The sequence below is a fragment of the Pelagicoccus enzymogenes genome, assembly GCF_014803405.1.
Taxonomy (GTDB): Bacteria; Verrucomicrobiota; Verrucomicrobiia; order Opitutales; family Opitutaceae; genus Pelagicoccus; species Pelagicoccus enzymogenes.
On record NZ_JACYFG010000002.1, the window covers coordinates 358,816 to 383,210 of the forward strand.

The 24,395-nt window shown below is 56.2% G+C and carries 20 protein-coding genes; 10 read left to right on the plus strand and 10 right to left on the minus strand.

Translation table 11 applies throughout. The features are described from left to right. Positions 1-29: 29 nt before the first annotated feature. The 3 genes from pstA to IEN85_RS01250 form a co-directional block, all read right to left on the minus strand. Positions 30-1,172, minus strand: coding sequence for a phosphate ABC transporter permease PstA (pstA, locus tag IEN85_RS01240; protein ID WP_191615242.1), 1,143 nt, complete (start codon positions 1,170-1,172; stop codon positions 30-32). Positions 1,173-1,181: 9 nt separating this feature from the next. Further along, entirely contained in the window at positions 1,182-2,774 is a 1,593-nt protein-coding gene (gene pstC / locus IEN85_RS01245) for a phosphate ABC transporter permease subunit PstC (RefSeq protein WP_191615243.1), read from the minus strand. Between the two features lie 166 nt (positions 2,775-2,940). Then, positions 2,941-3,780: a phosphate ABC transporter substrate-binding protein gene (locus tag IEN85_RS01250; protein ID WP_191615244.1), complete on the minus strand. Its 840-nt coding sequence runs from the start codon at positions 3,778-3,780 to the stop codon at positions 2,941-2,943. A 461-nt stretch (positions 3,781-4,241) separates the two neighbouring features. Between IEN85_RS01250 and IEN85_RS01255 the strand changes: the two genes are divergently transcribed. Then, entirely contained in the window at positions 4,242-5,396 is a 1,155-nt protein-coding gene (locus IEN85_RS01255; protein WP_191615245.1) for a porin, read from the plus strand. Between the two features lie 76 nt (positions 5,397-5,472). Here the strand turns inward: IEN85_RS01255 and IEN85_RS01260 are convergent, their stop codons facing one another. After that, entirely contained in the window at positions 5,473-6,387 is a 915-nt protein-coding gene (locus IEN85_RS01260) for a tetratricopeptide repeat protein (RefSeq protein ID WP_191615246.1), read from the minus strand. A gap of 320 nt (positions 6,388-6,707) precedes the next feature. Here IEN85_RS01260 and IEN85_RS01265 point away from each other — a divergent pair, with 320 nt between their 5' ends. After that, positions 6,708-7,079, plus strand: coding sequence for a hypothetical protein (locus IEN85_RS01265; protein ID WP_191615247.1), 372 nt, complete (start codon positions 6,708-6,710; stop codon positions 7,077-7,079). Between the two features lie 22 nt (positions 7,080-7,101). Here IEN85_RS01265 and IEN85_RS01270 read toward each other — a convergent pair whose 3' ends face one another. Next, positions 7,102-7,665 (minus strand): hypothetical protein, encoded by a 564-nt coding sequence (locus tag IEN85_RS01270; protein ID WP_191615248.1) that lies wholly within the window; start codon positions 7,663-7,665, stop codon positions 7,102-7,104. Positions 7,666-7,805: 140 nt separating this feature from the next. Here IEN85_RS01270 and IEN85_RS01275 point away from each other — a divergent pair, with 140 nt between their 5' ends. Then, complete coding sequence (locus IEN85_RS01275; RefSeq protein WP_191615249.1) at positions 7,806-9,005, plus strand: isochorismatase family protein; 1,200 nt, start codon at positions 7,806-7,808, stop codon at positions 9,003-9,005. 114 nt (positions 9,006-9,119) lie between these two features. On the opposite strand, the gene tsaD is transcribed toward IEN85_RS01275, so the two are convergent. Next, positions 9,120-10,154 (minus strand): tRNA (adenosine(37)-N6)-threonylcarbamoyltransferase complex transferase subunit TsaD, encoded by a 1,035-nt coding sequence (tsaD, locus tag IEN85_RS01280; RefSeq protein WP_191615250.1) that lies wholly within the window; start codon positions 10,152-10,154, stop codon positions 9,120-9,122. A gap of 115 nt (positions 10,155-10,269) precedes the next feature. Here tsaD and IEN85_RS01285 point away from each other — a divergent pair, with 115 nt between their 5' ends. Both IEN85_RS01285 and rpmB read left to right on the plus strand, forming a co-directional pair. Further along, the gene (locus IEN85_RS01285; protein WP_191615251.1) at positions 10,270-11,274 is read left to right on the plus strand and encodes an SAM-dependent methyltransferase; all 1,005 of its coding nucleotides are present in this window, start codon (positions 10,270-10,272) and stop codon (positions 11,272-11,274) included. A 97-nt stretch (positions 11,275-11,371) separates the two neighbouring features. Further along, a complete protein-coding gene (gene rpmB, locus IEN85_RS01290) occupies positions 11,372-11,602 on the plus strand; it encodes a 50S ribosomal protein L28 (protein ID WP_191615252.1) in 231 nt (76 codons plus the stop codon). Positions 11,603-11,784: 182 nt separating this feature from the next. Here rpmB and IEN85_RS01295 read toward each other — a convergent pair whose 3' ends face one another. After that, positions 11,785-12,504 carry a phosphoadenylyl-sulfate reductase gene (locus tag IEN85_RS01295; protein ID WP_191615253.1) on the minus strand — a complete coding sequence of 240 codons (720 nt, stop codon included), beginning with the start codon at positions 12,502-12,504 and terminating at the stop codon, positions 11,785-11,787. A gap of 288 nt (positions 12,505-12,792) precedes the next feature. Here IEN85_RS01295 and IEN85_RS01300 point away from each other — a divergent pair, with 288 nt between their 5' ends. From IEN85_RS01300 to IEN85_RS01315, 4 genes are all read left to right on the plus strand, one after another. Continuing rightward, positions 12,793-13,983 carry a methyl-accepting chemotaxis protein gene (locus IEN85_RS01300; protein WP_191615254.1) on the plus strand — a complete coding sequence of 397 codons (1,191 nt, stop codon included), beginning with the start codon at positions 12,793-12,795 and terminating at the stop codon, positions 13,981-13,983. 327 nt (positions 13,984-14,310) lie between these two features. Then, positions 14,311-14,778 (plus strand): DUF3015 family protein, encoded by a 468-nt coding sequence (locus tag IEN85_RS01305; protein WP_191615255.1) that lies wholly within the window; start codon positions 14,311-14,313, stop codon positions 14,776-14,778. A 103-nt stretch (positions 14,779-14,881) separates the two neighbouring features. Next, positions 14,882-16,792, plus strand: coding sequence for an Lnb N-terminal periplasmic domain-containing protein (locus tag IEN85_RS01310; protein WP_191615256.1), 1,911 nt, complete (start codon positions 14,882-14,884; stop codon positions 16,790-16,792). Positions 16,793-16,802: 10 nt separating this feature from the next. Next, positions 16,803-17,696: an alpha/beta hydrolase gene (locus IEN85_RS01315; RefSeq protein ID WP_191615257.1), complete on the plus strand. Its 894-nt coding sequence runs from the start codon at positions 16,803-16,805 to the stop codon at positions 17,694-17,696. 131 nt (positions 17,697-17,827) lie between these two features. Here IEN85_RS01315 and IEN85_RS01320 read toward each other — a convergent pair whose 3' ends face one another. Genes IEN85_RS01320 through IEN85_RS01330 form a run of 3 tightly spaced genes read right to left on the minus strand, consistent with a single transcriptional unit; the run spans position 17,828 to position 22,519 of the window. After that, entirely contained in the window at positions 17,828-19,813 is a 1,986-nt protein-coding gene (locus IEN85_RS01320) for a M64 family metallopeptidase (protein WP_191615258.1), read from the minus strand. 58 nt (positions 19,814-19,871) lie between these two features. After that, a complete protein-coding gene (locus IEN85_RS01325; RefSeq protein WP_191615259.1) occupies positions 19,872-22,046 on the minus strand; it encodes a xanthine dehydrogenase family protein molybdopterin-binding subunit in 2,175 nt (724 codons plus the stop codon). After that, positions 22,043-22,519, minus strand: coding sequence for a (2Fe-2S)-binding protein (locus tag IEN85_RS01330; RefSeq protein WP_224772384.1), 477 nt, complete (start codon positions 22,517-22,519; stop codon positions 22,043-22,045). The genes IEN85_RS01325 and IEN85_RS01330 overlap by 4 nt, the downstream gene beginning before the upstream one ends. A 150-nt stretch (positions 22,520-22,669) precedes the next feature. Here IEN85_RS01330 and IEN85_RS01335 point away from each other — a divergent pair, with 150 nt between their 5' ends. Continuing rightward, positions 22,670-24,394, plus strand: a complete 1,725-nt coding sequence (locus IEN85_RS01335) for a sensor histidine kinase (RefSeq protein WP_191615260.1) — start codon at positions 22,670-22,672, stop codon at positions 24,392-24,394. The last annotated feature ends 1 nt before the right edge of the window (position 24,395 follow it).

The following is a 24,395-nucleotide window of genomic DNA, read 5'->3' on the forward strand; positions in this document are numbered from 1 at the left end:
CGGATGGATTGTCTTTAACGAGTGCCATTTTACCAGCGATATTTTTTCCGCATGCGGATTCTTAGGAGGATGGAAGCAAGAGCGATACCAGCTACGATAACCAGGAACACAAAGGCAGTGCCGTACTGCATGCGCTCGGTGTATTCGTTTTGCGGGATCTTGGCGCTCACTACGTAGATGTGATACGGAAGGGCCATCACGCCCTGGAAGAAAAAGTCGGACCATTTCTCCAGGCCTTCCCATGGAAGCTGGTCGCGCATCGCATAGGCCGCCGTAAACATGATCGGAGCGGTTTCACCCGCGACCCGAGCCACACCGATGATGGAGGAGGTCAAAATCCCCGGCATCGCGTAAGGCAAGACGTTGGTGCGAATGGCCGTCCACTTGCTGGCCCCCAATGCCAGGGACGCTTCGCGCAATCCTTGTGGAATCGCCCGCAAGGACTCTTCGCTCGCCGAGATGATGACGGGCAACACCATGAACGCCAAGGTGAAGCAACCCGCCAACAGCGAGACGCCCCAGCCAAACTTGTAGTAGAAGCCGGTATTGCCCAACTCCGTGAAGGTAGCGGCCGCGTCCTGCTGGAACGCGAACTGGGGAGCAGCCAACACGAAGAAGCCGACCCCGAAAATTCCGAATACGATGGAAGGGACTCCCGCCAAGTTCAGGATGGAAAGTCGAATCGTATTCAAGGTCTTGCCTGGCTTCGAGTACTCGCTGAGGAAGATGGCGCTGAGCACGCCCAGCGTCAGGGCGATCGCCATGGCGCCCAAGACAAGCAACACCGTGCCCACGATACAGGGCCAAATGCCGCCTCCCGAGTACGCGTAGGTGACCGTATCGATCTCGAGGCCCTTCTCCTCCTCGAAAGCTCGGAAATTCGTATCGCTCAGCTCGTACTTCTCACCTTCGTGCTCGAAAACGTGCAAAGTCTGGGGAGCCTCGGTGAGGAATTCCACATTCACGAAGGGAAACTCCGTTTGGAACACCGTCTGGCTTCCTTTGTAGAAAATCGTCAGAAAGATAACCGAGGCGCAGAGCAGGATGAAGTAAGTGCTCAGGCGAAAAAGCCAAAAGACCGCTTTCTCCGTGGACTTGGCTTTGGAAGGTTTCTTGTGGAAGCCGAGCCCTTCTTGTGGGCGGCTCTTGCGTACTGTGGCGGTTGCTGACATCGTTCTGCCTTAGCCTCGAGAAATCTGGTACTTCAGAACGATCTTCTGCGCCAGGTAGTTGATTAGGAGAGAGAGTAGGAAGAGCACCATGCCGACCATGAAAAGAGCCCGGTAGTGGATGCTTCCGTTAACGACTTCGCCAAGCTCCTGAGCGATGATGCCCGTCATCGTATGCACTGGCTCGAAAAAGGCCCCCAGACCATGGGTGAAATCGGGAATCTCGATGCGATTTCCCGCGCAGAGCAAGACCACCATCGTTTCGCCAATCACTCGGCCAAAGCCCAGGAGCACGGCGGAAATGATGCCGGAAAGCGAGGTCGGCACGATGATACGCATCGTCGTCTGCAAGCGGGTCGCGCCCATGGCCAGCGAAGCTTCCTTGAAAGCCTTGGGCACGTTGTTGATAGCGTCCTCGGCCAAGGTGAAAATCGTAGGGATAGCCATCAGGGCGAGCAAGCAACCGGCCGTGAAAGCCGTTAGGCGCTCGCTGATCGGAAACATGTCGAAGCCCGAGAAAATAGCCCATCCGGAAGCTTGACGGACAAACTCCCCGAACACGGCGATGCCGAAAAAGCCGATCACTACGGACGGTATCGCGGAAATGAATTCGATGTATGGCTTGATGAAGTTTTGCTCCGCGGGCGTGGCCACTTGGTTGATGTAAATGGCAGCTCCCACTCCCAACGGAATGGCGATGACCATGGCGATCGACGCCACAAGCAGAGATCCTGTGAATAGCGGAAGGATTCCGTACCAGTCCTGAATCGAGGAATTGGTGACCCAGTCCTTACCGAAAACGAACGAGGTGAAGGCCGTTGACATGCCAACGGGTTCATCCGGACTCCACTCGGCAAGTCTCGTTTCGTAACCATCCATCTCATCGACGAACATGAGGGCGAGCTGCCGGAAGCGCTGCATTTTTTCGTCCAAGCTCTCGACCCCGATGGTCGGCAGATCGCTGGTGAGCTCACGGATTCCAGCTTCCAGCTTGTCGTTGATCGCGATGAAGTCCGACTCCCCTTCCCTGATCATTCCAACGAACATGCTGAGATCCACGTCCAAGACTTCCACTTCCGCGGCTTCTTGCACTCGGCCCAGCTCGAGAAGGTTTTCCCGGTGCTCGCGGTAATTGGCAGCCTCCACGAACATGTTTCGAGCCCCGATCGCCACCTCGTTCATCTCGAGCACATATTCGCGAAGCGGATATCCCAAGTCTTCGAAGTCGTAGATGAAGTCTTCGTAAGCCGCCATTTCCGCCTTCGCTTCAGAAAACGGTATTCCCTGATCTCGCAAGAGAGTGGCATGCTCGCTCTTGATGGAATTGAGATACTTGTTGAGCTCAGTGAACGCAGAGCTCTCTTGCTTCATAATCTCGACGTACTCGAGCCCAGACTCCCTGTAGAGCTCGATCTCGTGTCGGTATTGACCGAAGAAGCCAGATCCCTCCTTGAAAAGGAAGAAGGTAATCAGGGCGAGGACGATGATAGACGCCAAGGCGTTACCGCCAAAAAGGCCCTTGAGGGCTTGGTCCTTGTCCAGGCCGAGGAAGCGCCTCCTGCGAGAGTGCAAATCGTAGCGATTGGTCTGTGCTTCGTTGGTCATGTGCTTGGAGGATTGAGACAGTCAGTGCTGTTACAGGTACAATCGAGTTCAATCGCAAACCGTTTTCGTAACACGATTGCGCGTCGTTCGACAGAGGCTGCCCAAAAAAGACGGCGTCCTCAAAGGAGCTCGAGAACGCCGCCAAATTGCAATTCGGAGACCTCTTCTAGAGTATGGAAATGAAGTGCACGTCCTTGACGATCTTCTGGCCTTCCTTGCTCAAGCAGAAGTCGACAAACTCCTTGACGATGGGACGCATCTCTGAGTTGCCGTTGTAATAGTAGTAGAGCGGACGAGCGAATGGGTAACTTGCCTTTTCTGGAGTAATTCCATCAACAGGGAGCGTCTTGATGCCTGGCGTGCTGAGGTAGGCGAGGCCCACGTAGCCAATTCCGTTCGGGTTCTTGGCAACTTCGGAAGCGATTTGCTCGTTGCCTGCCATCTTCTGGGAAGCGGGGGCATAGTCGCGCTTGCGCAGGGCCATCTGCTGAAATACCGCATAAGTGCCAGAGGATGTGTTGCGGGTGTAAATCGAGATGTCGCCGGAAACCCCGTTGATCGAGCTCCAGTTTTCCACATCGCCGGTGAAGATCTTTTCTACTTCGCGAGAAGTGATTCCATCCATGGGATTCTTCTCGTTAGCTACGACAGCGATACCATCCTTGGCGACTTCGATCGGAGTCATCTTGACGCCCTTCAGAAGAGCCTTGGACTCTTCAGTCTTCTTGGCTTCACGGGAAGACATGCCAAGGTCCGCAGTGCCGTCGATGACAGCAGCCACACCTGTAGAAGACCCTTCCGCAGCGATCTCGAAAATAACTTCAACTCCTTGCTTGGCCTTGATTGCCTTAAATTCTTCAGCCAGCTGCGGCACCATTTTAGCTCCGAGAGTATCAGAACCCTTGATTACGATTTTTTCAGCTGCGAACGCATTTCCTGAGATACCGAAAGCGAGCGCCAAAGCGGCAAGCTTCAGGGAGATAGTTTTAGAGACCTTAGTTTTCATTTCTGTAGTACAACTTGTTTGTAAGAGGTTTCAGACCACTGCATCAGCGGCATGCTTATTGAAAAGCCGAGCAGCCGACATTTGGACTGATTACGACAGCAGACGAATAGACCCGATCCCCGCTTAGCGAGTGGATTCTGTCGCCCGGACGAACTCTTCACTTGGCCGTAACACTTCCGTAACCTCGTCGTAACATTACTCCCATTATCGGCTTCGCAACGGTATCCAATGCCCCATGACAGAGCGCTCAGATCCGCTCCAGCTGGTTTCAGAAAGGCGCGAATGACACACGAATAACAATGTTACAGCGTCAGCTCCTTTGTGACATCTGCGATTCGTTTCTGTGACATTGAAGGATTTTCCCTAGATTTCCGCCCTTTTTGTTACGGCCGCGTTACGTTTGTGTAGTTTTCGAGTTATCGGATTGCCCAATCAAAAAAAACAGGCTCATCAACGAATCCATGGACAAACTCACAGACCTCGTAATCACAGCGCTAGCAGCTGGCATCATTTTGTCCGTCCCAACCGCTTCAGCGGCCGACGGAGAAAGCAGCTGGGCTGACACCCTTAAATCCATGGGTAAAGTCTACTCGGACAAAAACAATCCCTCCATCCAGGAGGTTAAGTTCTTTGGTCGCGTACACCAACAGTGGAACTATTCGGACGGCGAGAGCGCCGGCAACGACTTCAGCGGAAACGGCGACGAGCTGCGACGCCTCCGCGCTGGCGTATCCGTCAAGTTCCTCGACGGCTTCAAGGCTCTCGGCCGCGCCAACTTCGAAAAGGGCGGCTTCCGCGACACGAGCATCGGCTACAGCAGCTTCGACGAGCTCTATGTGGACTACAGCAAGGACGGCCTTTTCGGTTTCGACGAGGCAAGCATCGGCTACGGTCGCTACAAGGTTCTCTTCGGCGGCGAAGAACGGGTCTCTTCCAAGAAGATCAAGACGGTCGAACGCAGCAACATCAACAACCGCTTCGGCAGCCTTCGCCCAACCGGCATCGTACTCAACGGCGAAAAGAACGACGTTAACTACGTTTTTGGAATCTTCTCCACCGAGAGCGATTCGGAAACCTTGGCAGGCTGGTCCGACGGTACTGCCTTCCAGGCAGGCGTTGAGTTCGACGCAATGGAGGGAAGCGTAACTGCTGACTTCATCTACGCAGACGATTCCGCCAACGACCAATCCGTCTTCGACTTCGACTGGGCCACCTCGCTCACCTACAACCGTACCTACGGCGACGTTAACGTGCTTGCGAACGTCACCTACGGCAACGAGGGCAGCGAAGACATCTACGGCTTCGTCGTCGTTCCGAGCTTCTACATTACCGGCAAGCTCGAAGCCGCATTTCGCTACCAGTACGGCCACTCTACCGACCAGACAGGCGTTCCCAAGAGCAGCAGCAGCCGTGGACTACGTCGCGTCGCTCGCAACGACGGAGTGGGAACAGGCTCCGGCGACACCAACCACACGCTTTACGCAGGACTCAACTACTACATCGAAGACGACTACGTTAAGATCATGACTGGCGTCGAATACGAATCGATCGACGGAGCTCCCGGGCTCGGAGTAGAAGGAGTCACGTTCTGGGCCGCCTTCCGCAGCTACTTCTGAATCGCTACCCAAATCAGCTCTTCCTCTTTGGATCTTCGCCTACCGGGCGAAGATCTTTTTTTGGCTTCGCCGCGCCCTAGTTCGGAGGTTGCCCTTCGATTTCGACAATCAACTTCTCCAGTTCCGCCAACGCGTCCTTATTGTCCAAGTTGAGCGCAACAGCCCGTTGCAATAATTCCAAGGCTCGGTCGAAATCGGTTTGCGAGCGGGCCTCTCGGGCGAAGCGAAGCAACAGGTCCGCATCGTAGCAATAGTCCTGCAAGAACAAGAGATGCTCGTCGCTCATCTCGTACACGAGGTCCAAAGCCTCCCCTTCTCGCCGCAAGCTTTTCGCAGCCTCCACGTCTCCAGTCTCCAAATACACCTCCGGGAGCAAGTCATAGACAATCCCCAGCTCCGGCCTCTGGTCTTTCGCTTGCTCCAACCAATCTCGAGCGGCGCTCCAGTCCTCTCGCGCGATGGAGACGCGCCCCATAGCGACCCGCCCCCAGGCGTCCCGCGGCGAACCAAGCAAGCGATATTCGAACGCCGTTTCCGCTTCCTCAAGCAGTCCGCCCTTTAAATAAGCGTTTCCCAACCTAAGGTAGGCCAGGGAATGGGTCGGATCTAGCCGGATCGCCCGAGCGAAATGCGTCGCCGTGACAGCTTGATCCTGGCGGTCCAGCTTCAGAATGCCCAAGAGATATGGCCATCGCGGGTTTTCGGTCTCGAATGATTCCAGCCCAAGGTAGCAGGATTCGGCCTGCGAGAAGAAACCGTTCGCATGATAGAGGTACGCAAGCTCGACCAAGGCCTCCCGCTGCAGCTCGCCCACATGCAAATTGCCGTGGGCAAGTTCCAATCGCTCGATCAACTCCTGCGGACGCCCCGTCAAGTCCGGCAACTCCGGCAAGACTTCCACAATCAAGCGGTCAAAAGGACGCGGCGCCTCACGCTCGAACTTCCGCACCATCAAGGACAAGCCGCCCATCACCACGAGCGATATCAACAAAGGGGTAATTTGCTTGAGGAAGCTTTTCCGGTTCACTTTGAGAGCTTACGAGCAGAAGGCTCACGCAGATGCGCTCCACTCGCAAGCCTCGCCTTGACAGATCAGCCAGACGATCTAGCTTCCCCGCAGACTCGATGAACTCCATCACCGCCACCACCATCATTATGATGACCAAAGCAAACACGCTTCGGGCCGGTGGCATGCGTCGATACTAAACGATATCCGACAACCATCACTTTCTTAAAAACGCCCGAGGCTTCCACGCCTCGGGCGTTTTTCGTTTTCCAAACCAAGCTTCTGAACAACCGAAACTTACAACGATGCAAAACCTAGCCAATCCCTCATCCCTACGCCAACCTTCGCTACCCGAAGATCCGCCCCACCGACGAGAACCTACGCTCAATTCTCTTTGCCAGCAAGTGCTGGCCTACGCCCTGAAGGCCAAGGTCCAGCGCTTCCGCTACTGCCGACAGCCCTCCGCCCCCTCTTCGCCTCACCGCAACCTCGCCGAGGCGCTCCGGGCGCTTTCGTCGGAACTCGAAAAGGCGGCTCGCCAGCCCGTTTGCCAAACGCAGGCCATCGAGCTACTACGCGAACTCGCTTCCCTCGCCCATCAGCCACCCTGCCAATCCAGCCGACAACAAAAAGCCGCCGCGCTGCTCGTGAACGCCGCCTTGCTGGACCTTCGCTGAAGAGAGAAAAAAGAGAGACAGCCTAGGACTCGGCCTTACCCTCGCCCTCGTCCACGTCTTCGGAAGCAGACGCATCCTCGTCCCCGTCCGCTCCGTCAACCAGGAAGGCGAGCTTCTCTTCGTTCTCCAAGAAAAACTTCGGATCCAAGTCCACCGCCGGCACCAGAAACTCCCGCTTGGACGGTCGGTGCACATAGCGCGTATACTTCCGCGTCCGCGCCTTGACCCTGAGCACGCGGCGACGCTCCAGCATCAGACCGAGGAAATGCTTCAGCTCCGCATTCTCCTCGGAAAGCGTGCCTTCCTCCTCCCCCTCGAAAAAGCTGATGAACAAGTTGTCCGCCGTCAGCTTCAGGGCCTCCTCCTCTTCCTTCCCATCCGTAGGCTTCGGCTTGAACTTCTGAGTCCAGCGACACAACACCTTGCCTGGCATTTCCACCTTGTTGGCCTCGGAAATGAGCACGTCCACCCGCACCAACTCGCCCTCCTCGGTCTTCACCAAAGCGCACGCGATCGCGTCATCCTTCGCAAATTCCACGTGGGAGTGAAAAGACTTACGAGCGATAGGGGTGATATGCCATTCCATAAGCCACCCACTATTATTCACCGAGCCAAACTGGCTAGAAAATTTTCGGTCTTCGGATTGATTATGCGCGGAGAATGCTCTTTAAGGTCAGGCTCTTACGGGACGAGACCGTTCCGCAACTCAACCGATACCAACCTGGCATGCAACTAAACCGCAAGGTTCGCCCCGAAATCCTAGACTCCGTCGCCCTGCTCGTAATCGACGCCCAAGACGTCTTCATCGACGCCATCAGCGACAAGGATACCTTCAAGAAACGCGCCGCCTTCGCCATCGAAGCCGCCCGCTGCCTGAAGATCCTCACCCTGTTCACGGAGCAAGCGCCCGAAAAGCTGGGCCGCACCAACAGCGAACTTTTCAAGCTCGCCCGCAACCCGCGGGTCTTCAGCAAGCAAACCTTCTCCGCCCTCGGAGCGACCGGCCTCGATCGATTCCTGCGCGAAAAGGAAATCTACAATCTTCTCATCGTCGGCCTCGAAACGCCTATCTGCGTCTACCAAACCGGCCTGCAAGCCACCGACGAAGACATCGACACCACCTTCCTCAGCGACTGCCTCGGAGCTCGCCGCCCGGAAGACCAAGCGCCGGTGCTCGACGCGCTGCGCAGCATGGGCTGCCAAGTCCTGCCTTCGGAAACCATCTTCTACTCCCTCCTTTCCGACACTCAGAACCCCTACTTCCGTGCCTTCACTCAAATCGTAAAAGCGTTCGGAGCGGAGGATTTCGATCTTCAAGCCTACCTCAAAAACCGTCCCGCCGAGGTGGACGAAACACCCGAGCGCCCGCAAAAACCGCAGCGTGACGACCGCGGCGAGCGAAGCGATCGCTCCGAAACGCAAGACAAGCCGTCCCACAACGCCCCCCAAGACGGGCGCGAAAACAAGCAACAAGACGACGGGAATCCAGACGAACGCCGCAATCGCAAGCGCAGCCGCCGTCGCGGGCGCGGGCGCGGTCGAGATCGACGCGAAGGCGACTCGGATTCCTCCGGCGAAAAACAACGCGAAAACCGCCAAGCTTCCGGCGAGCGCCCACAACGCTCAGAACACACGGGCAACAAGCCTCAGCCGCAAAACGAATCGCCCGCGCCGAAAACTCCGGAGCCCCAAGCCGCCGAACGAGCGACAGCGCCCAAAGCGGAGCCCAAGGAGAAGGCTTCCGACGCTCCAAAGCCACCCGCTCCGGACACCTCGGTAGAAAAAGAGCCCGCCAAGAAAGCGCCCGCGAAAAAGGCAGCTAAGAAGGCAGCCAAGAAAGCGGCGAAAAAGGCAGTAAAGAAGGCTGCCAAAAAAGCCGCAAAAAAGGTAGCGAAGAAAGTCGCGAAACAGCCTGAGACCGAGTAGGCAAAACGCGTCAGCCACGGCCCTTTCGACGGATGCGCGACATCCCGAGGGGCCCGATTAACGAATCCTCCACTCGCTCCTCGTTGCAGCCCCCCTCCTTGTCAAGGCGTCCAGCTACGCAAGCGCGTCGAGCGGCAAGCTAGGCGCGATATCAAGCAGCTCCGCTCCACGTGATTGCTTTTCAAATACATGGCTGAAAGCGATCATTCCGGCATTGTCGCCGGTGTGGCAACGCTTCGCCAAAAGGCTCTGCACCCTTCGCTTCTTTCCTAGGGATTCGAAACGAGCCCGCAGCACGCTATTGTTGGAAACGCCACCCGAAAGCCCCATACTCTTGTAGTCACCACGCTTCAATGCCTTGTCGCTCTTGCGTATCAATGCATCCACTACGGCTTCTTGGTAGGACGCGCAAAGGTTGTTGATATCCGCTCCAGCCGCTTCTGGGCCCATTTTTTCGACTTGGTAACGTAAACTCGTCTTCAAGCCAGAAAAGCTGAAGTCCAAGTGCGGCTTGCCCACCAAACCTCGTGGAAACTGATAGGCTTTCACATCACCGCCAACCGCGAGCTTCTCCAGTTTCGGCCCTCCCGGGTAACCCAGCGCCAGCAGCTTCGCGCCCTTGTCCAGAGCCTCTCCCGCCGCATCGTCGATCGTTTGCCCTAGGATGGAAAGGCTTCGGTCCTTTTCGATTCGAGCCAAAATCGTGTTCCCCCCTGAAACGATGAGAGACAGATGCGGAAGCAATTCGTCCGCTAGCCGATGATCGAAAGCCGCAGGCTGCTCCTCGTAGACGGAAACGAAAGGCGAGTGGGCGTGCGCTCGCAGATGGTTCACGCCGAAAACCGGGACTTTCCACGCTAGCGAAAGCGCGTTGGCAACCGCTAGTCCCATCGCCAGGCAAGCCGCTAGGCCCGGCCCCGTCGTTACCGCGATTTCGTCAACGCCTTCAAAACCGACCTCCCGGCGAGCTGCCTCAAGCAGCGGGGCGAAATTGTTCAGATGCTCGCGACTGGCCAAGTCAGGAACCACGCCACCGTATTCAGCGTGCAATGACACTTGGCTGCTGATCCACTCGCCACGCAGGCCGACGCCGCGCTCGAAAAGAGCGAGGGCTGATTCGTCACAGGAGCTTTCGATGGCCAATAGCATGCTGCCTCACTGCTTTACGACTCGTACCCGCTCCCGCAACAATAATAGAGTCCAATCAAAGTGCGTGACTCCCGCGGCGAGATCTGTCTCGTTGCCAAACGTCAAACTTTCCCCGATGAGCGAATCGCCAAAACAGTCTCCCGAAATCATCGCCGCCCTTGCCGATCGAGCCGACGCGAACGGTTTTATCGAACTCCCCGTTTTCATCGAGACAGCCCTTTACCACCCCCAACACGGCTACTACTGCAAAAAAAAGCGCCGCGTCGGAAAAAATCCACAATCCGACTTCTATACGTCGCTCAGCCTCAAGGAGGCCTTCGCGGAGATCGTGGTCGAAGCATCGAGCGCGTTGCTGGAAAAAGCGGGGCTCTCCCCCGCCCAAACCGACTGGGTCGAGCTAGGAGCAGAGCCGGGCGGAACTTTACTCTCGCCCGAAGCCTCCCCGTTTCAATCCGTCACCACCGTCGGAATCGGCCAAGAAATCGAAATCCCCGCCAACGCAGTCGTTTTCTCCAACGAGCTCTTCGACGCTCAAGCCTTTCGCCAAGTTCGCTTCGACGGAAGCAATTGGGTCGAGTACGGCGTGCAAATGCAAGGCGACCGATTCAGCTGGACCCCTCGCGCTAGTCCCAGCGCCGAAGCTCTCTACTATATAGAGCGCCTTCCCTCCGAGCTGCCGACAAACTACACCGTCGATCTCCCCACGGGCTCCCTAGCCCTGGCTCGAAGCATTCTCTCCCAAAAGTGGAACGGAGCATTTGTCGCCTTCGACTACGGAAAGACTTGGAGCTCCCTCGCATGCGACACGCCTCAGGGGAGCGCCCGCGGCTACTACCGCCACAAGCAATTGCCTAATATCCTGGAGGCGCCCGGATCCATCGACATTACTCACCACATTTGCTGGGATCATCTCGAAAACGCACTCCAGAACGCCTCCTTTCGCGAGCTTTCCCTGCAAAGCCAAGAATCCTTCATCGTCCACCGGGCCCCCGCTTTCCTGCAAAAAGCGTTCGACCCGAACCTCCCCGCCCTCGCTCCTATCCGTCAGAAGCTCAAGGAGTTGATGCACCCAGCAATGATGGGGCAAAAGTTCCAAGCCCTCTCCGCGATACGTGCCTGACCACAAAACGCAGCGACCAATCCCAAATAATTCGATTTGGTTCTTGCCAAGGCCCCTCCCGAACCATTTCTTCCCCGTTTCTCAACCAATTTCCGACATGGCAAGAATCTGCGCAATCACAGGCAAACGTCCAACTACTGGCTCTATCATCCACCGCAAAGGTCAGTCCAAGAAGAGCGGCGGCATCGGCACGCACGTAACCAAGACTACCAAGCGTAAGTTCCGTCCAAACGTGCAGCGCGTGAAGGTTCGCCTCGCGTCCGGCCAAGTAAAGCGCATGTGGGTAAGCGTGAAGGCGATCAAGGCCGGTCTCGTTGAAAAGGCGTAAGCTCCTCCACCATAAACACTTTCATAAACCGCTCATCCAAATCGGAGAGCGGTTTTTTCGTGCCCGAGCTAAATAAGGAGGGACGAGTTCCACCTCGTCCGCAGTTCCCAACTATAAAAAAAGGCCGACACGTACTTAACCGCGTCGACCTCCGAAAATCAGGAAACTGAAACAGGCGGGACCTAAATCTGGAAGTCGGATTGACCGGAAAGCTCGTGCAGTCCGCACTCGCGCTTGACTCCGCCAAAACGGGTATCCGCTTCCACCATGCCCGGCATCAACTTGGAAGTGCTGTGCCAATCCCCCAATGAGACATAACCTTCGTCCCACAAGGGATGGTACGGCAAGTCGTTGGCGGTCAGGTACTCGTGCATCTTCCGGTTGTCCCAGTCGATGATCGGGTAAACCTTGGTCATCTTGTTCTGGACCTGCAACGCGGGACGCTCGCTGCGCGTCGCTCCCTGGGAACGACGCAAGCCCGCTAACCAAGCCTTGGCGCCCAACTCGCGCACAGCCCGATCCATCGGCTCGACCTTGTTGATGAGACCGTACTTCTTGAGTCCTTCCTCACCGTTTTCCCAAAGCTTGCCGTAAAGAGCCTCCTGCTCGGCCGCCGAAATCTTGGCCTGGTACTTCTTTATGTTCAGGTTCAAGCGCTCCGTCAAAGAGGCCGCAAAACGATAGGTCTCGGGGAACAGGTAACCAGTATCGATGAAAACCACCGGAATGTCCGGGACCACCGACGTGACCAAGTGCAACATCACCGCAGAGTGAGTGCCGAAGCTCGTGGTCATGATTAGCTCGTCCCCAAACCGTGCCGCCGCCCAGCGGACGCGTTCCACCGCCGAGGCCTTTTCCAGGTCGATGTCCTTCAGTTCCATGATATCAGTTGCGGCACTCATCGTCTTATCTTTAGTAAATTGGTTATCTTATGCAGGTTTATCTAAATCAAGCACGATTTCGAGGAAAGCTTGATTGCCTGCGGAAGGCACATCCCTAGCGGAAAGGCGGAGCTGCTTACCCTAGGCCAAGCCACGGGGGATCTCCCCAAGCAAAAATGTAAAACATGAGCAATTTCCGCATCAAGACCTAGCGCGAACAGCCGATCTAATAGCCACCACGAGCCCCCAATCGGACGTGAACCCATCCCTTTCGTCAAAAAGCGAAGCAACACCAAAATCCCCGTTTAAATGACCAAAAACCTCTCCATCAGCGCTCGGCTCTTTATCCTAATCGGCACCCTCAGCCTCTTTGTCATAGCCATAAGCGCCGTTAGCATAACGGGTTCCAGAACGATCGCCTCCACCGTCGAGCAAGTCCAGAAGGCCCAGTCTCTCGAACAGGCGCAAGCCCAGGTGGCTGAACTCTCCGCCTCGGCCAGCTCCTACTCTACCCTTTCCATCGCTCTGCTAGCGCTGGGTCTTTCGGCTTCAGGACTCTTCGCCTTCACCTCAATCAAGGCCATTACCAAGCCGCTCAACGAGGTCGAAACCACCCTGCTCGCCATGTCGCAGCAAACCGGCAGCGCCGCCGCCCAAGTCTCCGCCTCGAGCCAAGGCCTCGCCGACGGATCCAGCCGCCAGGCGGCCTCCATCCAACAGACCTCGGCCGCCCTTTCCGAGCTTTCCAGTACGACTTCACGCAACGCCGCCAACGCCTCCAAGGCCCGCAACATGGCGAACGAAACGCGCGCCGCCGCCGAGGACGGTTCCGAGGGCATGCATGAAATGTTCGAGGCGATGAACGCCATCAAGGCTTCCAGCGACAACATCGCCAACATCATCAAGGCCATCGACGAAATCGCCTTCCAAACCAACATCCTAGCGCTTAACGCAGCCGTCGAAGCGGCTCGCGCTGGCGAGGCCGGCGCCGGTTTCGCCGTGGTCGCCGACGAAGTACGCAATCTCGCCCAACGTTGCGCCGCAGCCGCAAAAGACACCGCTTCCCAAATCGAGGATTCCATCCAACGCTCCGAACGCGGGGTGGAAATCTCCAACCGCGTTGGCGAGAGCTTCGACAACATTCTCGGCAAAGCTCGTAACGTAAACGAGATCGTCGAGGAAATTTCCGCAGCCAGCCAAGAGCAGACCAACAGCATCTCCCAAATCAATACCGCCGTCAGCGAGCTCGACCGCGACATCCAAGCAAACTCCGCCACCGCAGAGGAGACGGCCAGCACCTCCGAAGAACTCTCTTCACAAGCCGAGATGCTGCAGCAAACCGTGCTCGACCTGCAACGCATCCTAAGCGGACAAAGCCAGTCGGCCGCCGCGCAAAGCTTCGCCGCCGCGCCCCGCCGGGCCGCCTGCGCAAAAAAGACAGATTGGGACAGCTTCGACCTGAGCTCAGATCGCTCCAAGGACGAAGTCCTCTTCAACTAAAAAGCCATTTTGCGAGACAGCCGTATCCACGAGGATACGGCTAATTTCTGTAAGAAATGCTATCCCTGCTGCTCCACAGGATTCCCATCTCAGAAGAGCAGGACTTGGTTGTCCAAAGGCGGGGTAGCCTCAAGCGGCTTGCCTTGGTTAACCCCAGCCACCGCGAAATCCCTGATGACAATTCCACTAACAGCGCGGATTAGCTCGCCAGCATTGTCATCCCAAATCCTTAAGTACTTACTCAGTTAGAACTTGAATTCCTTGTTGAGCACGTAATTCTCACCTTCGCACGACCCGTGCGTAAACCCAAAGTAATCAGATCATACTATGAAAAAACTATCTCTTCTCGCCCTCTCCGCCGCTGCTCTTTCCCTTTCCACCGCCGCAAACGCTCGCACCTTCGCTGAAATCTACACAGATTGCGGACTCGGCGCCTTGATCGCCCCCAACAACGACGCCGTAGCCGCGGTAACCAACGTGACTTGGGACTGGGGAACAACCGCCATCAGCTCCAACGTAAGCAGCCCAGACAGCTGCGCAGGTGGCCAGGAGTCGACTGCATCCTTCATCTACCAATCCTACGACGCGATTGCAGCTGATCTGGCGAGCGGCGAAGGCAAGCACCTCACAGCGCTTCTCGAAATCGCTGGCTACGCCTCCGAAGACCAAGCTCAAGCCGCCGCGTTCTTGCGCCAAGACTTTGCCGAAGCAGTCGCTTCCGAAACCTACAACAGCTTGACTCACTACCAAAAGGTCGAGCAACTCTACGGTCTGGTTTACGGAAGCAACGTATAAGCGCGTCCATCACCCTCTTTGGGAATCGATAGACTTCGACATTCCAGCTGCTGCGGTTTCTATCGCAGCAGCTTTTTCATGCCCAGCTTCCCCTTGTTCCGTAGTGCACCAGCAGTCTCCCAAGCAATCCCCGGTCTTCCTCTCGCTACTTGTCCTCGTTGCTGCTCTCGCAGCTGCCTCGCTCCAAGCGAGCGACGAGCTGTTGATCGAACAACTAATCCTCGACGCCCAAGACCAATCGCTGCACGAGCAACGCACCTGGCGACGCCTCCTGCACTTCAGAGACGGAGCGAAAAAGAGCGAAATCAAATCGGAGGAGTTTTTCCTCTCGGCTGCAGGAAAGTCCGACCCACAGGCAGAATTGGAAGCAACCCTAAGGGCCTATTTCGTTTCGGACGAGGAGAAGCCAAACAACAGCGCTCGCTGCCGCTTTCCCGCCCGCTACTACTGGCTATCGAAGTACATCGACCTACCCGGCTACGATCCGCGAGCATCCGATTGCCCGCGCTTCAACCGCTGGGCCCTTCTCGATAAAGTCGACTCCATAAGCCTGTACTTGGTCAGTGGATACTTCGGAAATCCCGCATCCACTTTTGGGCATTCGCTTCTCAAGCTAAACACTTCGGACAAGTCAGGAGAATCAGATTTCTTCGATCTGACCATCAATTTCGGGGCGATGGTACCGGAAGGCGAACTCATCCCCCTCTACGTTTTCAGGGGCTTGACAGGAGGATACGACGCCGGTTTTTCGGACCAATACTACTATACGCAAGACAGGGTCTACACCCGCACGGAATTCCGCGACATCTGGGACTATCGATTAAACCTCACCGAAGAGGAACGCACCCTTCTCATCCTGCATATCTGGGAAATAATCGGGAAAAAGTTCACCTACTACTTTCTGAAACAGAATTGCGCCTACCGAATTGCCGACCTGGTCGATCTCGTAGTTGAAGAGCCAATACTGACCAACGCAAATGCGTGGTACGTCCCAGTCGAACTTTTTCATCGCATCGTAGAAATCGACGAAAAACGCATCCAATCAGGTCAACCGCGACTTATCGAACAGATTGAGACGATCCCATCGAACCAACGAAACCTCTACCATTCCTTGGCGGGCTTGAGCGAAGAAGAACGCCAAGCCGTCTTCGAGACCATAAAACAAAAAGAGGACACTGACTTTTCGAAGATAAAAAAACTTGGGCCAAGCGGGCAAGCAAGGGCCTTGGATTCACTCCTCGCCTACCAACAGTACCTTAAAGCGGGTGAAGGCCCCGAAGCCAGCGAAGAACGAAAAGCTGCCATTCGCGCCATCCTCATCCAACGCTTGCAACTTCCCAAATCGAACTCAGCGAACAAGACAAAGCCCTCTCTGCCCATGACCCCAACCCAAGGCAGCCGCCCCATGCTCCTCGCGGCTGGAGTCGGGTCAGACTCTAGCGACGACCTCTATTTCAAGGCTGATTGGACCGCCTTCAGCCAGGACTCCCTTTCGCCCAACTCCCTCGAGGGAGGCGAGCTCGTAGCCCTCAGCGCCAGCATCGGTTGGAGCGAAGAGGACGTCTTCCTCGATAGCTTGGAATTCATTCGCGTTACGAAACTAAACACTCCGCCTCTGAGCATCCCCGGAGAGCCCAAATCCTCATGGCAACTCCGCATCGCCACCGACCGAGTTGATGTGGACGGCGGCGATGCGCTGGATTGGAATTCCACTTTTGGCTACGGCAGGGCATGGAAATTCGGAAATTCGACTCGTTTCAGAGCTCTCCTCCACGGCGAACTCCATAGCGTGGGAGAGGAGTTTCGGCTACTTCCACAGATCGGTTTATCCAGTAATTGGAAGAATGTCCGAGCCGAGCTCACCTTGGGCAGCGAGTGGGACGAAGCCAAGTCAGCCGAGCTTGTCTGGAGCGCTCAAGCCCAATACCAAATGAAGCAAAACCAAGCCATACGCCTGAAGACGGAAAACAGGCACTCCAACCGCCACTCCCTCTCGTTCGTTTTCTACTGGTAATCCCGGCTCTATGAACCGACTTCTAAAACGCCCCAGCAATCCGCTAATCATCCCCCTCCTCCTCGGTCTGCTCCTGTCCGGCTGCGCCAACCAACTCTTTTACCATCCTGACAAAGAGGATTACCGCTCGCCCAGGCAAGATGGATACACCTTCGAAGAGAGCTACTTCGAATCTGAAGATGGCACAAAACTCCACACTTGGCGCATACCCGCGATCGGAGAGGAAAAAGGCTCTGTGCTTCATTTCCATGGAAACGCCCAAAACCTAAGCTCCCATTACGCCTTCGTCTCTTGGTTACCAAAAAACGGATACACCCTCTACTTGTTTGACTACAGAGGCTACGGTAAGTCTGAGGGTGTCACCTCAAGAAAAGGTCTCTACCAAGATTCTGTCGCCGCCCTTCGATACTTCGAAAAGCAAACAGAGGGAAAAACAAGTCCACGATTCGTAATCGCCCAAAGCCTAGGAGCCGCGAACGCGATCGTTGCCATCGCCCAAACGAGCGATCTCAAGATCGATGGAATCGTATCCGATTCCGCATTTTCATCCTACCAGGCAATCGCATCCGAAAAGCTGGGCAAATCCCCTCTAAAGCTCAGCCTTCCATTGCTCGTTAGCTCTGGATTCGACCCGATCGACTGGGTCGACAAACTCGATGGAACGCCTATCGCCTTCGTCCACGGAACCGCCGACAAAGTCGTTTCAGACAAACATGTCGACCTCCTCTACGCAAAAGCGAAGCACCCGAAACTCCTCTGGATCATTGAGGGCGGGCAGCACACCAATGCGCTCACGACGAACCGAGAAATCTTCATCCCGCGCATTCTTCGCTTCTTCGATCAGTGCACCTCAAACGATTTCCCGGAAAACGAACCTGAGCCATCGCCCGCCTCAGACAGCTGACCTAATCGAGCTTTCACTCCGCCTTCCTCGTAGGCTTTCACTCTCCCTTCAAAGGCGACAGTGCATGGTTACAGGGACCTAAACCGGCCGCAGCACGCCGCCTTTGCCGCTTTGATCAACCTAGCGGAAACCTAATCAGTGGCGTCTGCCCCAGACTCGCCCAGCTCAACTTTCAGCCTGTAATAATAGGCCAGCCAATCCCTCGGAACCTCGTAGGATACCCCTCCTGCGAAAGGGCTCTCAATTGCCTCGAAACCTGGAACGGCCAGCCAGTTCGCAAGGTCTTGCGAACGCTCCAGAGTAAAAGCCCGATCTGGCGTGAGCGCCCACAAAAGACTGTATCCAAATTCAGGATCGCTCGAACCGAATCGTAGCAGAGCAATCCGACTAGCCGGATTCGTCGGATCCGTATTGGCAAGGTATTCCTCGGCTGTCGTGTAACCATCCCGGTCATGGTCTACGGCGTCAACGCCTAGTATCCGGGCATCGAAACCAAAAGACTCCAACCACCAATATGGCGTCCCTAAAACCGTGCCTTCAAAGGGCAGCACTTCCCACGAGTACGTCTTCAAAGCCCCTTTCTTCACCACTGAATCGTCATAGCTCCATTCCGCGCTCAAGGTCTTCGTCCCTCCACCCAGCTGCCCTCGACTCAAGGCAAACGCCGTACCTTCCGCACCGTTCAAGAGCTCTCCATCAAGATACCAACGTACGCGATTTCCCGAAAATTCAGGCAAGGCCAGGGAGAACGACTTCACGTTCGCGACCAATACCGGGGTCTCCCCCAAGGGCCTTCTCGCGTAGCCGAGCTCGTCGCCAAGCAACTCGAAATAACGCTGCACATGCCGCTCCACGCACACCTTGCAAAAGGGGCTGCTGATCGACCTCATCATACAATGGCGCTGCGGCCGGTAGACACCGAACTCCTTGTACTTCGCCCCCTCGAAAGCCCCTACACGACCGTTCCACTCCGACGCGTCGGGCGTGGGCACCGGCACGCCGCCGTCCAGCCAATCCGCCCATTTCAAGTTCTCCAAATCCGTATCCACATTTGCCTCACCAGGACGAGACCCGCTCCATCTCTCTCCATCCGCATAGTCATACTCGTCCGCCAATCCGGCATACGAATGTCCCACTTCGTGAATGGAAACACGCGGTCCGTTCACGTTCATGGAGTGAACCGCGATCGAGCCCCCCGAGCCTCCGTACTTGCTTGAGTTGACCATCATCACGATCTGGTCCCATGCCCCCACGCCTAGAGCCTCGTCCGCCGCAGCGCGCGCCAGGGCGACCCCGTTCCCTTCCGCAACCAGCAAACGTTCGATACCACCACTGTGAAACGCTGTCTGGAAGTAAGTGTCGCGCATCGTTCCATTGGGACCGTCCTCCTTGGAAGCCCCCCTCTCCGCGCTCACGATCTCCACGACGTGAACGTTCGTGCCATTCAGCAACACATCCCATGGAGCCACGTTCTCAAAAGCCGCAAGGGTTGCTTCCGCATGCTCGCGATAAAGTCCGCTGTCAATGTCCTCCTGCAGGTAGCCATCTCCCATCAGCACAAAAACCAGCCGCTCCGCATTCGCCCCCGTGTCGCGTAGTTGATAACTCCCTACCGGCCCCGTTCCGTCCGTCGACAATAAGGCAAGGCGCTCCTCCGGCAAGCTCAAGGAGTAGCTAGATGCAGTCATGCCATCTGACGCCTCCATCAAAAGGCGAGCGCCCGCCACGGCCTCCGGATCGTCGGGCCCCCAAACCCGAGCGCTCAGCACTCCTGACGGGGGAGTCACCCAAGAAACGGGGCTCGGCCCCGACTCCGCTAGGGGCACGCTCACCTGCAAGGGCAAGCGAATCTCCGAATCGAGCAGCGTTTCCCCCTGGGCATCGATCCACTCCCAGCGGGCAAGCGTCGTCCTTGTGCCAGCGCTTAAAGAGCCTTCCTTGGCTAATGGAGCGACTTTCGCATCCAACAATTCCCATTCACCGGCCGCTTCGTAGCGCAAGGTCACTTGCCAGATCGACGCACCCTCGACAACTGCAAGCCCCGTGACACCACCGACTGCCGCGAGCCAGCCAAGGAGCAGCGCAACACAAAAACGCGAAGGTAACAGAGCGGACATAGGGTAGGCCAAAGACAATAGCCCTTCCCTAGAAGACGCAAGAATCTGCTGCCCCGATTCAAAGCAAAGCGCTGCTTTCGATCGGCAGGTTTCGCAGGCGTCTGCCCGTCGCCGCAAAGATAGCGTTCAATACCGCGGGAGCGAGGGCTGGTACCCCTGGCTCCCCGATCCCGCCCATCGGACCGTCGTCTTGAAGAAAGTGAACACGGATCTCGGGTGCTTCATTCATTCGGAGCAATTCGAACTGGTCGAAATTGCTTTCCAAAATGCGGCCGTTCTCGAGGGTAAACCTTCCGTGCTTCAAAGCGCTCAGGGCCCAAACCACCGCCCCCTCGATCTGGTTCTCCGCGAGTTGAGGATTCACGATCAAACCGGCGCCCACAAAGACCTCGACCTTGTTCACTCTGAAGTCTCCCTCCCAAACTTCGACCTCTGCAACCTGGGCGACCACCGTCGAACCAAACTTGGAGAGAGCAATCCCACGGCCCTGATTAGGCGGCAAGGGCGATCGCCAATCCAGGGTCACCTCCACCTTTTCGAAAAGCCGTACCACCCGAGCCAGAATGCTGCCCCAATAGTCGTCCTGTCCATGTTGCTCCACCGCCTTCCGAGCTTGCTCGAGACGAAACGCCAAGGGATCGCGTCCCGCCAGATGAGCCATCTCGTCGATGAAAGACTCTTCGGGAAAAGCACCGATATGCTCCACAACGCTCCTCCACGCGCCCGTCGGCACCGGATGGTCAAGCAGGTTGCCCTCTACCTTCCAATCCTTCAAGCCATAGGGCATGAACCCGCCATGAAGCAGCCACCAATAATCGGGCGAGCCCGTGATCGCATAGCTCGCCGCAAGGGCGCTCAAATCGCCCTTCCGGTCAAGCCCCGCTTTCCAGACGCTGCGTTCGTAGGGATGGAAGAGATCATGGGCGATATCGTCCTCGCGACTCCAAGTAAGCTTCACCGGTCCCTGCAATCGATGAGCGATCAAGGCCGCCTCCACTACATAGTCTACCGCAGACCGACGACCAAACGAACCGCCGCACGGGCAACTGTGCATCACGATCTTGTCGACTGGTATACCCAAGGCTGCAGCAACCGAATCGCAACATCGTTTGATGTCCTGTGAGGAGGTCCATATCACTATCGAGTCCCCATCCGCCGTCGCCGTCGCATTGAGAGGTTCCATCGGAGCATGAGGCTGAAAATGCGTTTCGTAAACCGCCTCGTGCGTAACTGCCGCAGCTTGCAACACCGTCTCAGGATCTCCCCAATCCGAGGGCAACTCCGTTTTGAGAAACTCCTTTCGGGCGATGCGTTGCCTCAATGTATCCATATTTACATTACTATTATTCCCTTCCTCCCAAGTAATCTCCAAGAGCTCGCAGGCTTTGAACGCGTTCCAGGTGGAGTCCGCGACCACCGCTACCCCCGGTTTGTAATACTGATACGGATTCGTAATCCCCTCGGGGGCCTCAATTCTAAAAACGGCCTCAACCCCCGGGCGTTCCAAGGCCGCGTCCGCATTGAAACCAAGCAAGCGACCACCCCATACCGGACAGCGAGCAATCGCCGCGTGGCGCATGCCGGGCAAGCGTTTGTTGATCGAGTACGGCACCCTTCCGGTCGACAGCTCAAAGCTCCGAGCGTTCGGTTTCGGCTTTCCGATAATCTTGAAAGACGCCGGATCCCTCAGCCGCGGTTCAGCGGGAACTTCCCGCTGCGCCGCTGCCGCTGCCAATTCGTGAAACGGAATACGAACGCCCATGGCAACGCTCACCACCGCGCCGTTTTCCGCCTCCAAGGATTTCGGCTCGACCTGCAAACGCTCCGCAGCCACCTGTATCAGCATTTCCCTCACACTCGCGCCAGCCAAACGCATGGGCTCCCAGAGGCTCGAAACGGTCCAACTCCCGCCCGTTACCGAACCTTGAGGCGTTTGGTAAAACGCGCTCGTCGCCGCACTCAACTCCATCTGATCAACGGTTACCGACTCCCAATCCATGCCCAACTCCTCAGCAAAGAGCATAGCCACTCCCGATGGAGCCCCCTGTCCCATCTCCTGCTTTCCCAATCGGAGGTGAAGCCCGCCGTCCGGCTTCAGTTCAATGAAGAACCACGGACTGTCCGCCGCGGTTTCAGCGAACGCGGGCTTCTTTTCCTTGCCCGCAAGAAATCCGCTCACCAACAAGCCGCCCCCGAGGGTACCGGCAACTTTCAGGAAATAGCGACGATTCATAAGGCATGCTCCTTTCCGGTCTCCGCCGCCGCACGCTTGATCGCTTTCCGAATCCGTTTGTAAGTTCCGCAACGGCAGAGGTTACCCGACATCGCCCCATCGATAGCGGCATCGTCCGGAATCTCGATTTGCATCAACAAAGCCGCCGCCGTCATCATCTGACCGGCTTGGCAATAGCCGCATTGGGCAGTGTTCTCCTCCCGCCACGCCTGCTGGACCGGATGGTCGCCTTGTTCCGAAAGACCTTCAATCGTCGTGACTGGCATACCTCCAGCCGCGACAACGGGAGTCTGACAAGACCGCACTGCCACTCCGTTCAGGTGAACCGTGCAACAACCGCAGCGACCGACCCCGCATCCGTACTTGGTGCCAGTCATCCCGAGCAGATCCCTGAGTACCCAGAGGAGCGGCATCTCCGGATCGGCCTCAAGCTCGCGTCTCGAACCATTTATGTGCAAAGAGATTATTTCCATAGCGATCCTTCCAAAGACACGAAACCTAGGACGCGCTTGAGAACTCAAACGAAAGATCATGAACGGTCAGCGCGGCCAACCAAGCGTCAGCCAGACGCTATTTTCACTCGATTCGTATCCACGAATCCAATAAACCAATCCCAATTCCCTATGCCCCTTCTTTCAAAAAATTGCCTGTTACCCTTGATCGCGATCATAGTCGCAGGTTGCAAACTAGCGACTGCCACTGCATCTTACTCGATTGAGAGAGTAGCAATTTTCGACGTATCCGAAGAATCCTCACAAACAGGGCTCTCACCGTTCAAAGAACTCGAAGTCTCGAACCCAAACCTAATTTGGGAATCACTCGGCAAAAACGTTCCGCAGCGCTTCGAAATCCAAGCAACCCTCAGACACCACAAGCAAGACCTCGTATCCCACACCCTTTCTCTCCACTTCCCCAGCACCTACGAGGTCTATTTCGACGAAACTCTCATCGGCAAAAACGGACAGCTGTCTTCGACTGGACAGGAAGAGGCCGTGGGACGAAGCATAAAGACCTTCAACCTTCCCGTAAAAGCTTCGATCGAGGATACCCATTCCCTCCGTATTCGCGGCAGCCATACGCATGCTCCAAACACCGGTCACGCCCTAATCCTCGGCGTCACGCCACTCGAAGACAATCTCCACTTCGCCCGCTCGACAGCGATCGCCTATTCCTTCTATATCGTCTTCGCCCTATTCGGGATCTACTTGCTGGCCTACTTCTTCATAAACCGGACGCAGCACCAATACCTTCTCCTCGGCTGCACCTGCGTCCTCTTCGGTATCTTTGCAGTCAACAAGCTGATCTACTATCAGATCAACGTTCCCTATACCTACCTCGACTACATCGGCTACGTCGCAAATACCTGCACGTTCCTGCTCAGCATCATCGCGCCCGCCACTCTGCTCTACACCCTCGGATACCGACAAAAGCTGATCTATTCGCTAGCAGCCCTGCCCTACATCCTATCCAAATCGATTGAGCCACTTGGCCCCATACCAGCCACAGCTTACGTCTGCCTCGCCCTCTCCGTCATATCCATCGCTCTCCAAAAACGGTACGCAATCTTCGCAACCTCGATTTCCACCATCCTGCTGCTTACCTACGAACTCCCCTTTCTCGCCCAAAATCAAGCATTGGGCTTTGGAGCGCTCATGCTCATTTTTCTCGTATCCATAATCAACCTACTCGTCAAAGAATACAAGGAACGCCACCAAGCTCAGCTGCAGAACACACGCCTCCAGCTCGAGCTTCTCAAGAGTAAAATCCAACCGCACTTCGTGCTCAACTCTCTCACCTCCGCCATCGAATGGATAGAGACCAATCCCAAACAAGGAGTGAAACTCATCCAGGAGCTCGCCAAGGAATTCGATCTGCTCTCCTCCATCTCCGAGCAGAAACTGATCCCCCTCGCCACCGAAATCGAATCCTGCAAAACCTACCTGCGCATCATGGAGTACCGCAAGAAAGCGAAGTACCAGCTTGAGCTCATAAACGTCGACCTCTCAGCGGAACTCCCTCCTTCACTGATCCGCAACCTGCTCGAGAACGCCATCAGCCACAACGGATTCGGCGAAGCAAGCGTCACCTTCGAGCTGTCCCAACACCAAAAAGACGGCCAACGGATCCTTCGCTTCGCGGCGCCTACCGCTAGAGAAACGAGCGAACCCAAAACAAACGAGGACGGCACGGGCATTCGCTACATCAAGGCCCGCCTCGCCGAATCCTACAAGACGTGGAGTTTTCATCACGGCCCTGAAAACGGAAAGTGGGTTAGCGCCATAATCACCCCATCAAAGCAAGGAACGGCGGCCGCAATAGACCTAAACCTTACAAGCTCCAAACCCTAGT

Excerpts from the sequence above, each read along its gene's own strand:
- IEN85_RS01255 (WP_191615245.1), top strand. The coding sequence starts at position 4,242 with ATGGACAAACTCACAGACCTCGTAATCACAGCGCTAGCAGCTGGCATC.
- IEN85_RS01335 (WP_191615260.1), top strand. The coding sequence starts at position 22,670 with ATGCCCCTTCTTTCAAAAAATTGCCTGTTACCCTTGATCGCGATCATA.
- IEN85_RS01315 (WP_191615257.1), top strand. The coding sequence starts at position 16,803 with ATGAACCGACTTCTAAAACGCCCCAGCAATCCGCTAATCATCCCCCTC.
- IEN85_RS01320 (WP_191615258.1), bottom strand. The coding sequence starts at position 19,813 with ATGTCCGCTCTGTTACCTTCGCGTTTTTGTGTTGCGCTGCTCCTTGGC.
- IEN85_RS01250 (WP_191615244.1), bottom strand. The coding sequence starts at position 3,780 with ATGAAAACTAAGGTCTCTAAAACTATCTCCCTGAAGCTTGCCGCTTTG.
- pstA (WP_191615242.1), bottom strand. The coding sequence starts at position 1,172 with ATGTCAGCAACCGCCACAGTACGCAAGAGCCGCCCACAAGAAGGGCTC.
- pstC (WP_191615243.1), bottom strand. The coding sequence starts at position 2,774 with ATGACCAACGAAGCACAGACCAATCGCTACGATTTGCACTCTCGCAGG.
- IEN85_RS01305 (WP_191615255.1), top strand. The coding sequence starts at position 14,311 with ATGAAAAAACTATCTCTTCTCGCCCTCTCCGCCGCTGCTCTTTCCCTT.
- IEN85_RS01295 (WP_191615253.1), bottom strand. The coding sequence starts at position 12,504 with ATGAGTGCCGCAACTGATATCATGGAACTGAAGGACATCGACCTGGAA.
- IEN85_RS01270 (WP_191615248.1), bottom strand. The coding sequence starts at position 7,665 with ATGGAATGGCATATCACCCCTATCGCTCGTAAGTCTTTTCACTCCCAC.
- IEN85_RS01285 (WP_191615251.1), top strand. The coding sequence starts at position 10,270 with ATGAGCGAATCGCCAAAACAGTCTCCCGAAATCATCGCCGCCCTTGCC.
- tsaD (WP_191615250.1), bottom strand. The coding sequence starts at position 10,154 with ATGCTATTGGCCATCGAAAGCTCCTGTGACGAATCAGCCCTCGCTCTT.
- IEN85_RS01300 (WP_191615254.1), top strand. The coding sequence starts at position 12,793 with ATGACCAAAAACCTCTCCATCAGCGCTCGGCTCTTTATCCTAATCGGC.
- IEN85_RS01325 (WP_191615259.1), bottom strand. The coding sequence starts at position 22,046 with ATGAATCGTCGCTATTTCCTGAAAGTTGCCGGTACCCTCGGGGGCGGC.
- IEN85_RS01330 (WP_224772384.1), bottom strand. The coding sequence starts at position 22,519 with ATGGAAATAATCTCTTTGCACATAAATGGTTCGAGACGCGAGCTTGAG.
- IEN85_RS01275 (WP_191615249.1), top strand. The coding sequence starts at position 7,806 with ATGCAACTAAACCGCAAGGTTCGCCCCGAAATCCTAGACTCCGTCGCC.
- rpmB (WP_191615252.1), top strand. The coding sequence starts at position 11,372 with ATGGCAAGAATCTGCGCAATCACAGGCAAACGTCCAACTACTGGCTCT.
- IEN85_RS01265 (WP_191615247.1), top strand. The coding sequence starts at position 6,708 with ATGCAAAACCTAGCCAATCCCTCATCCCTACGCCAACCTTCGCTACCC.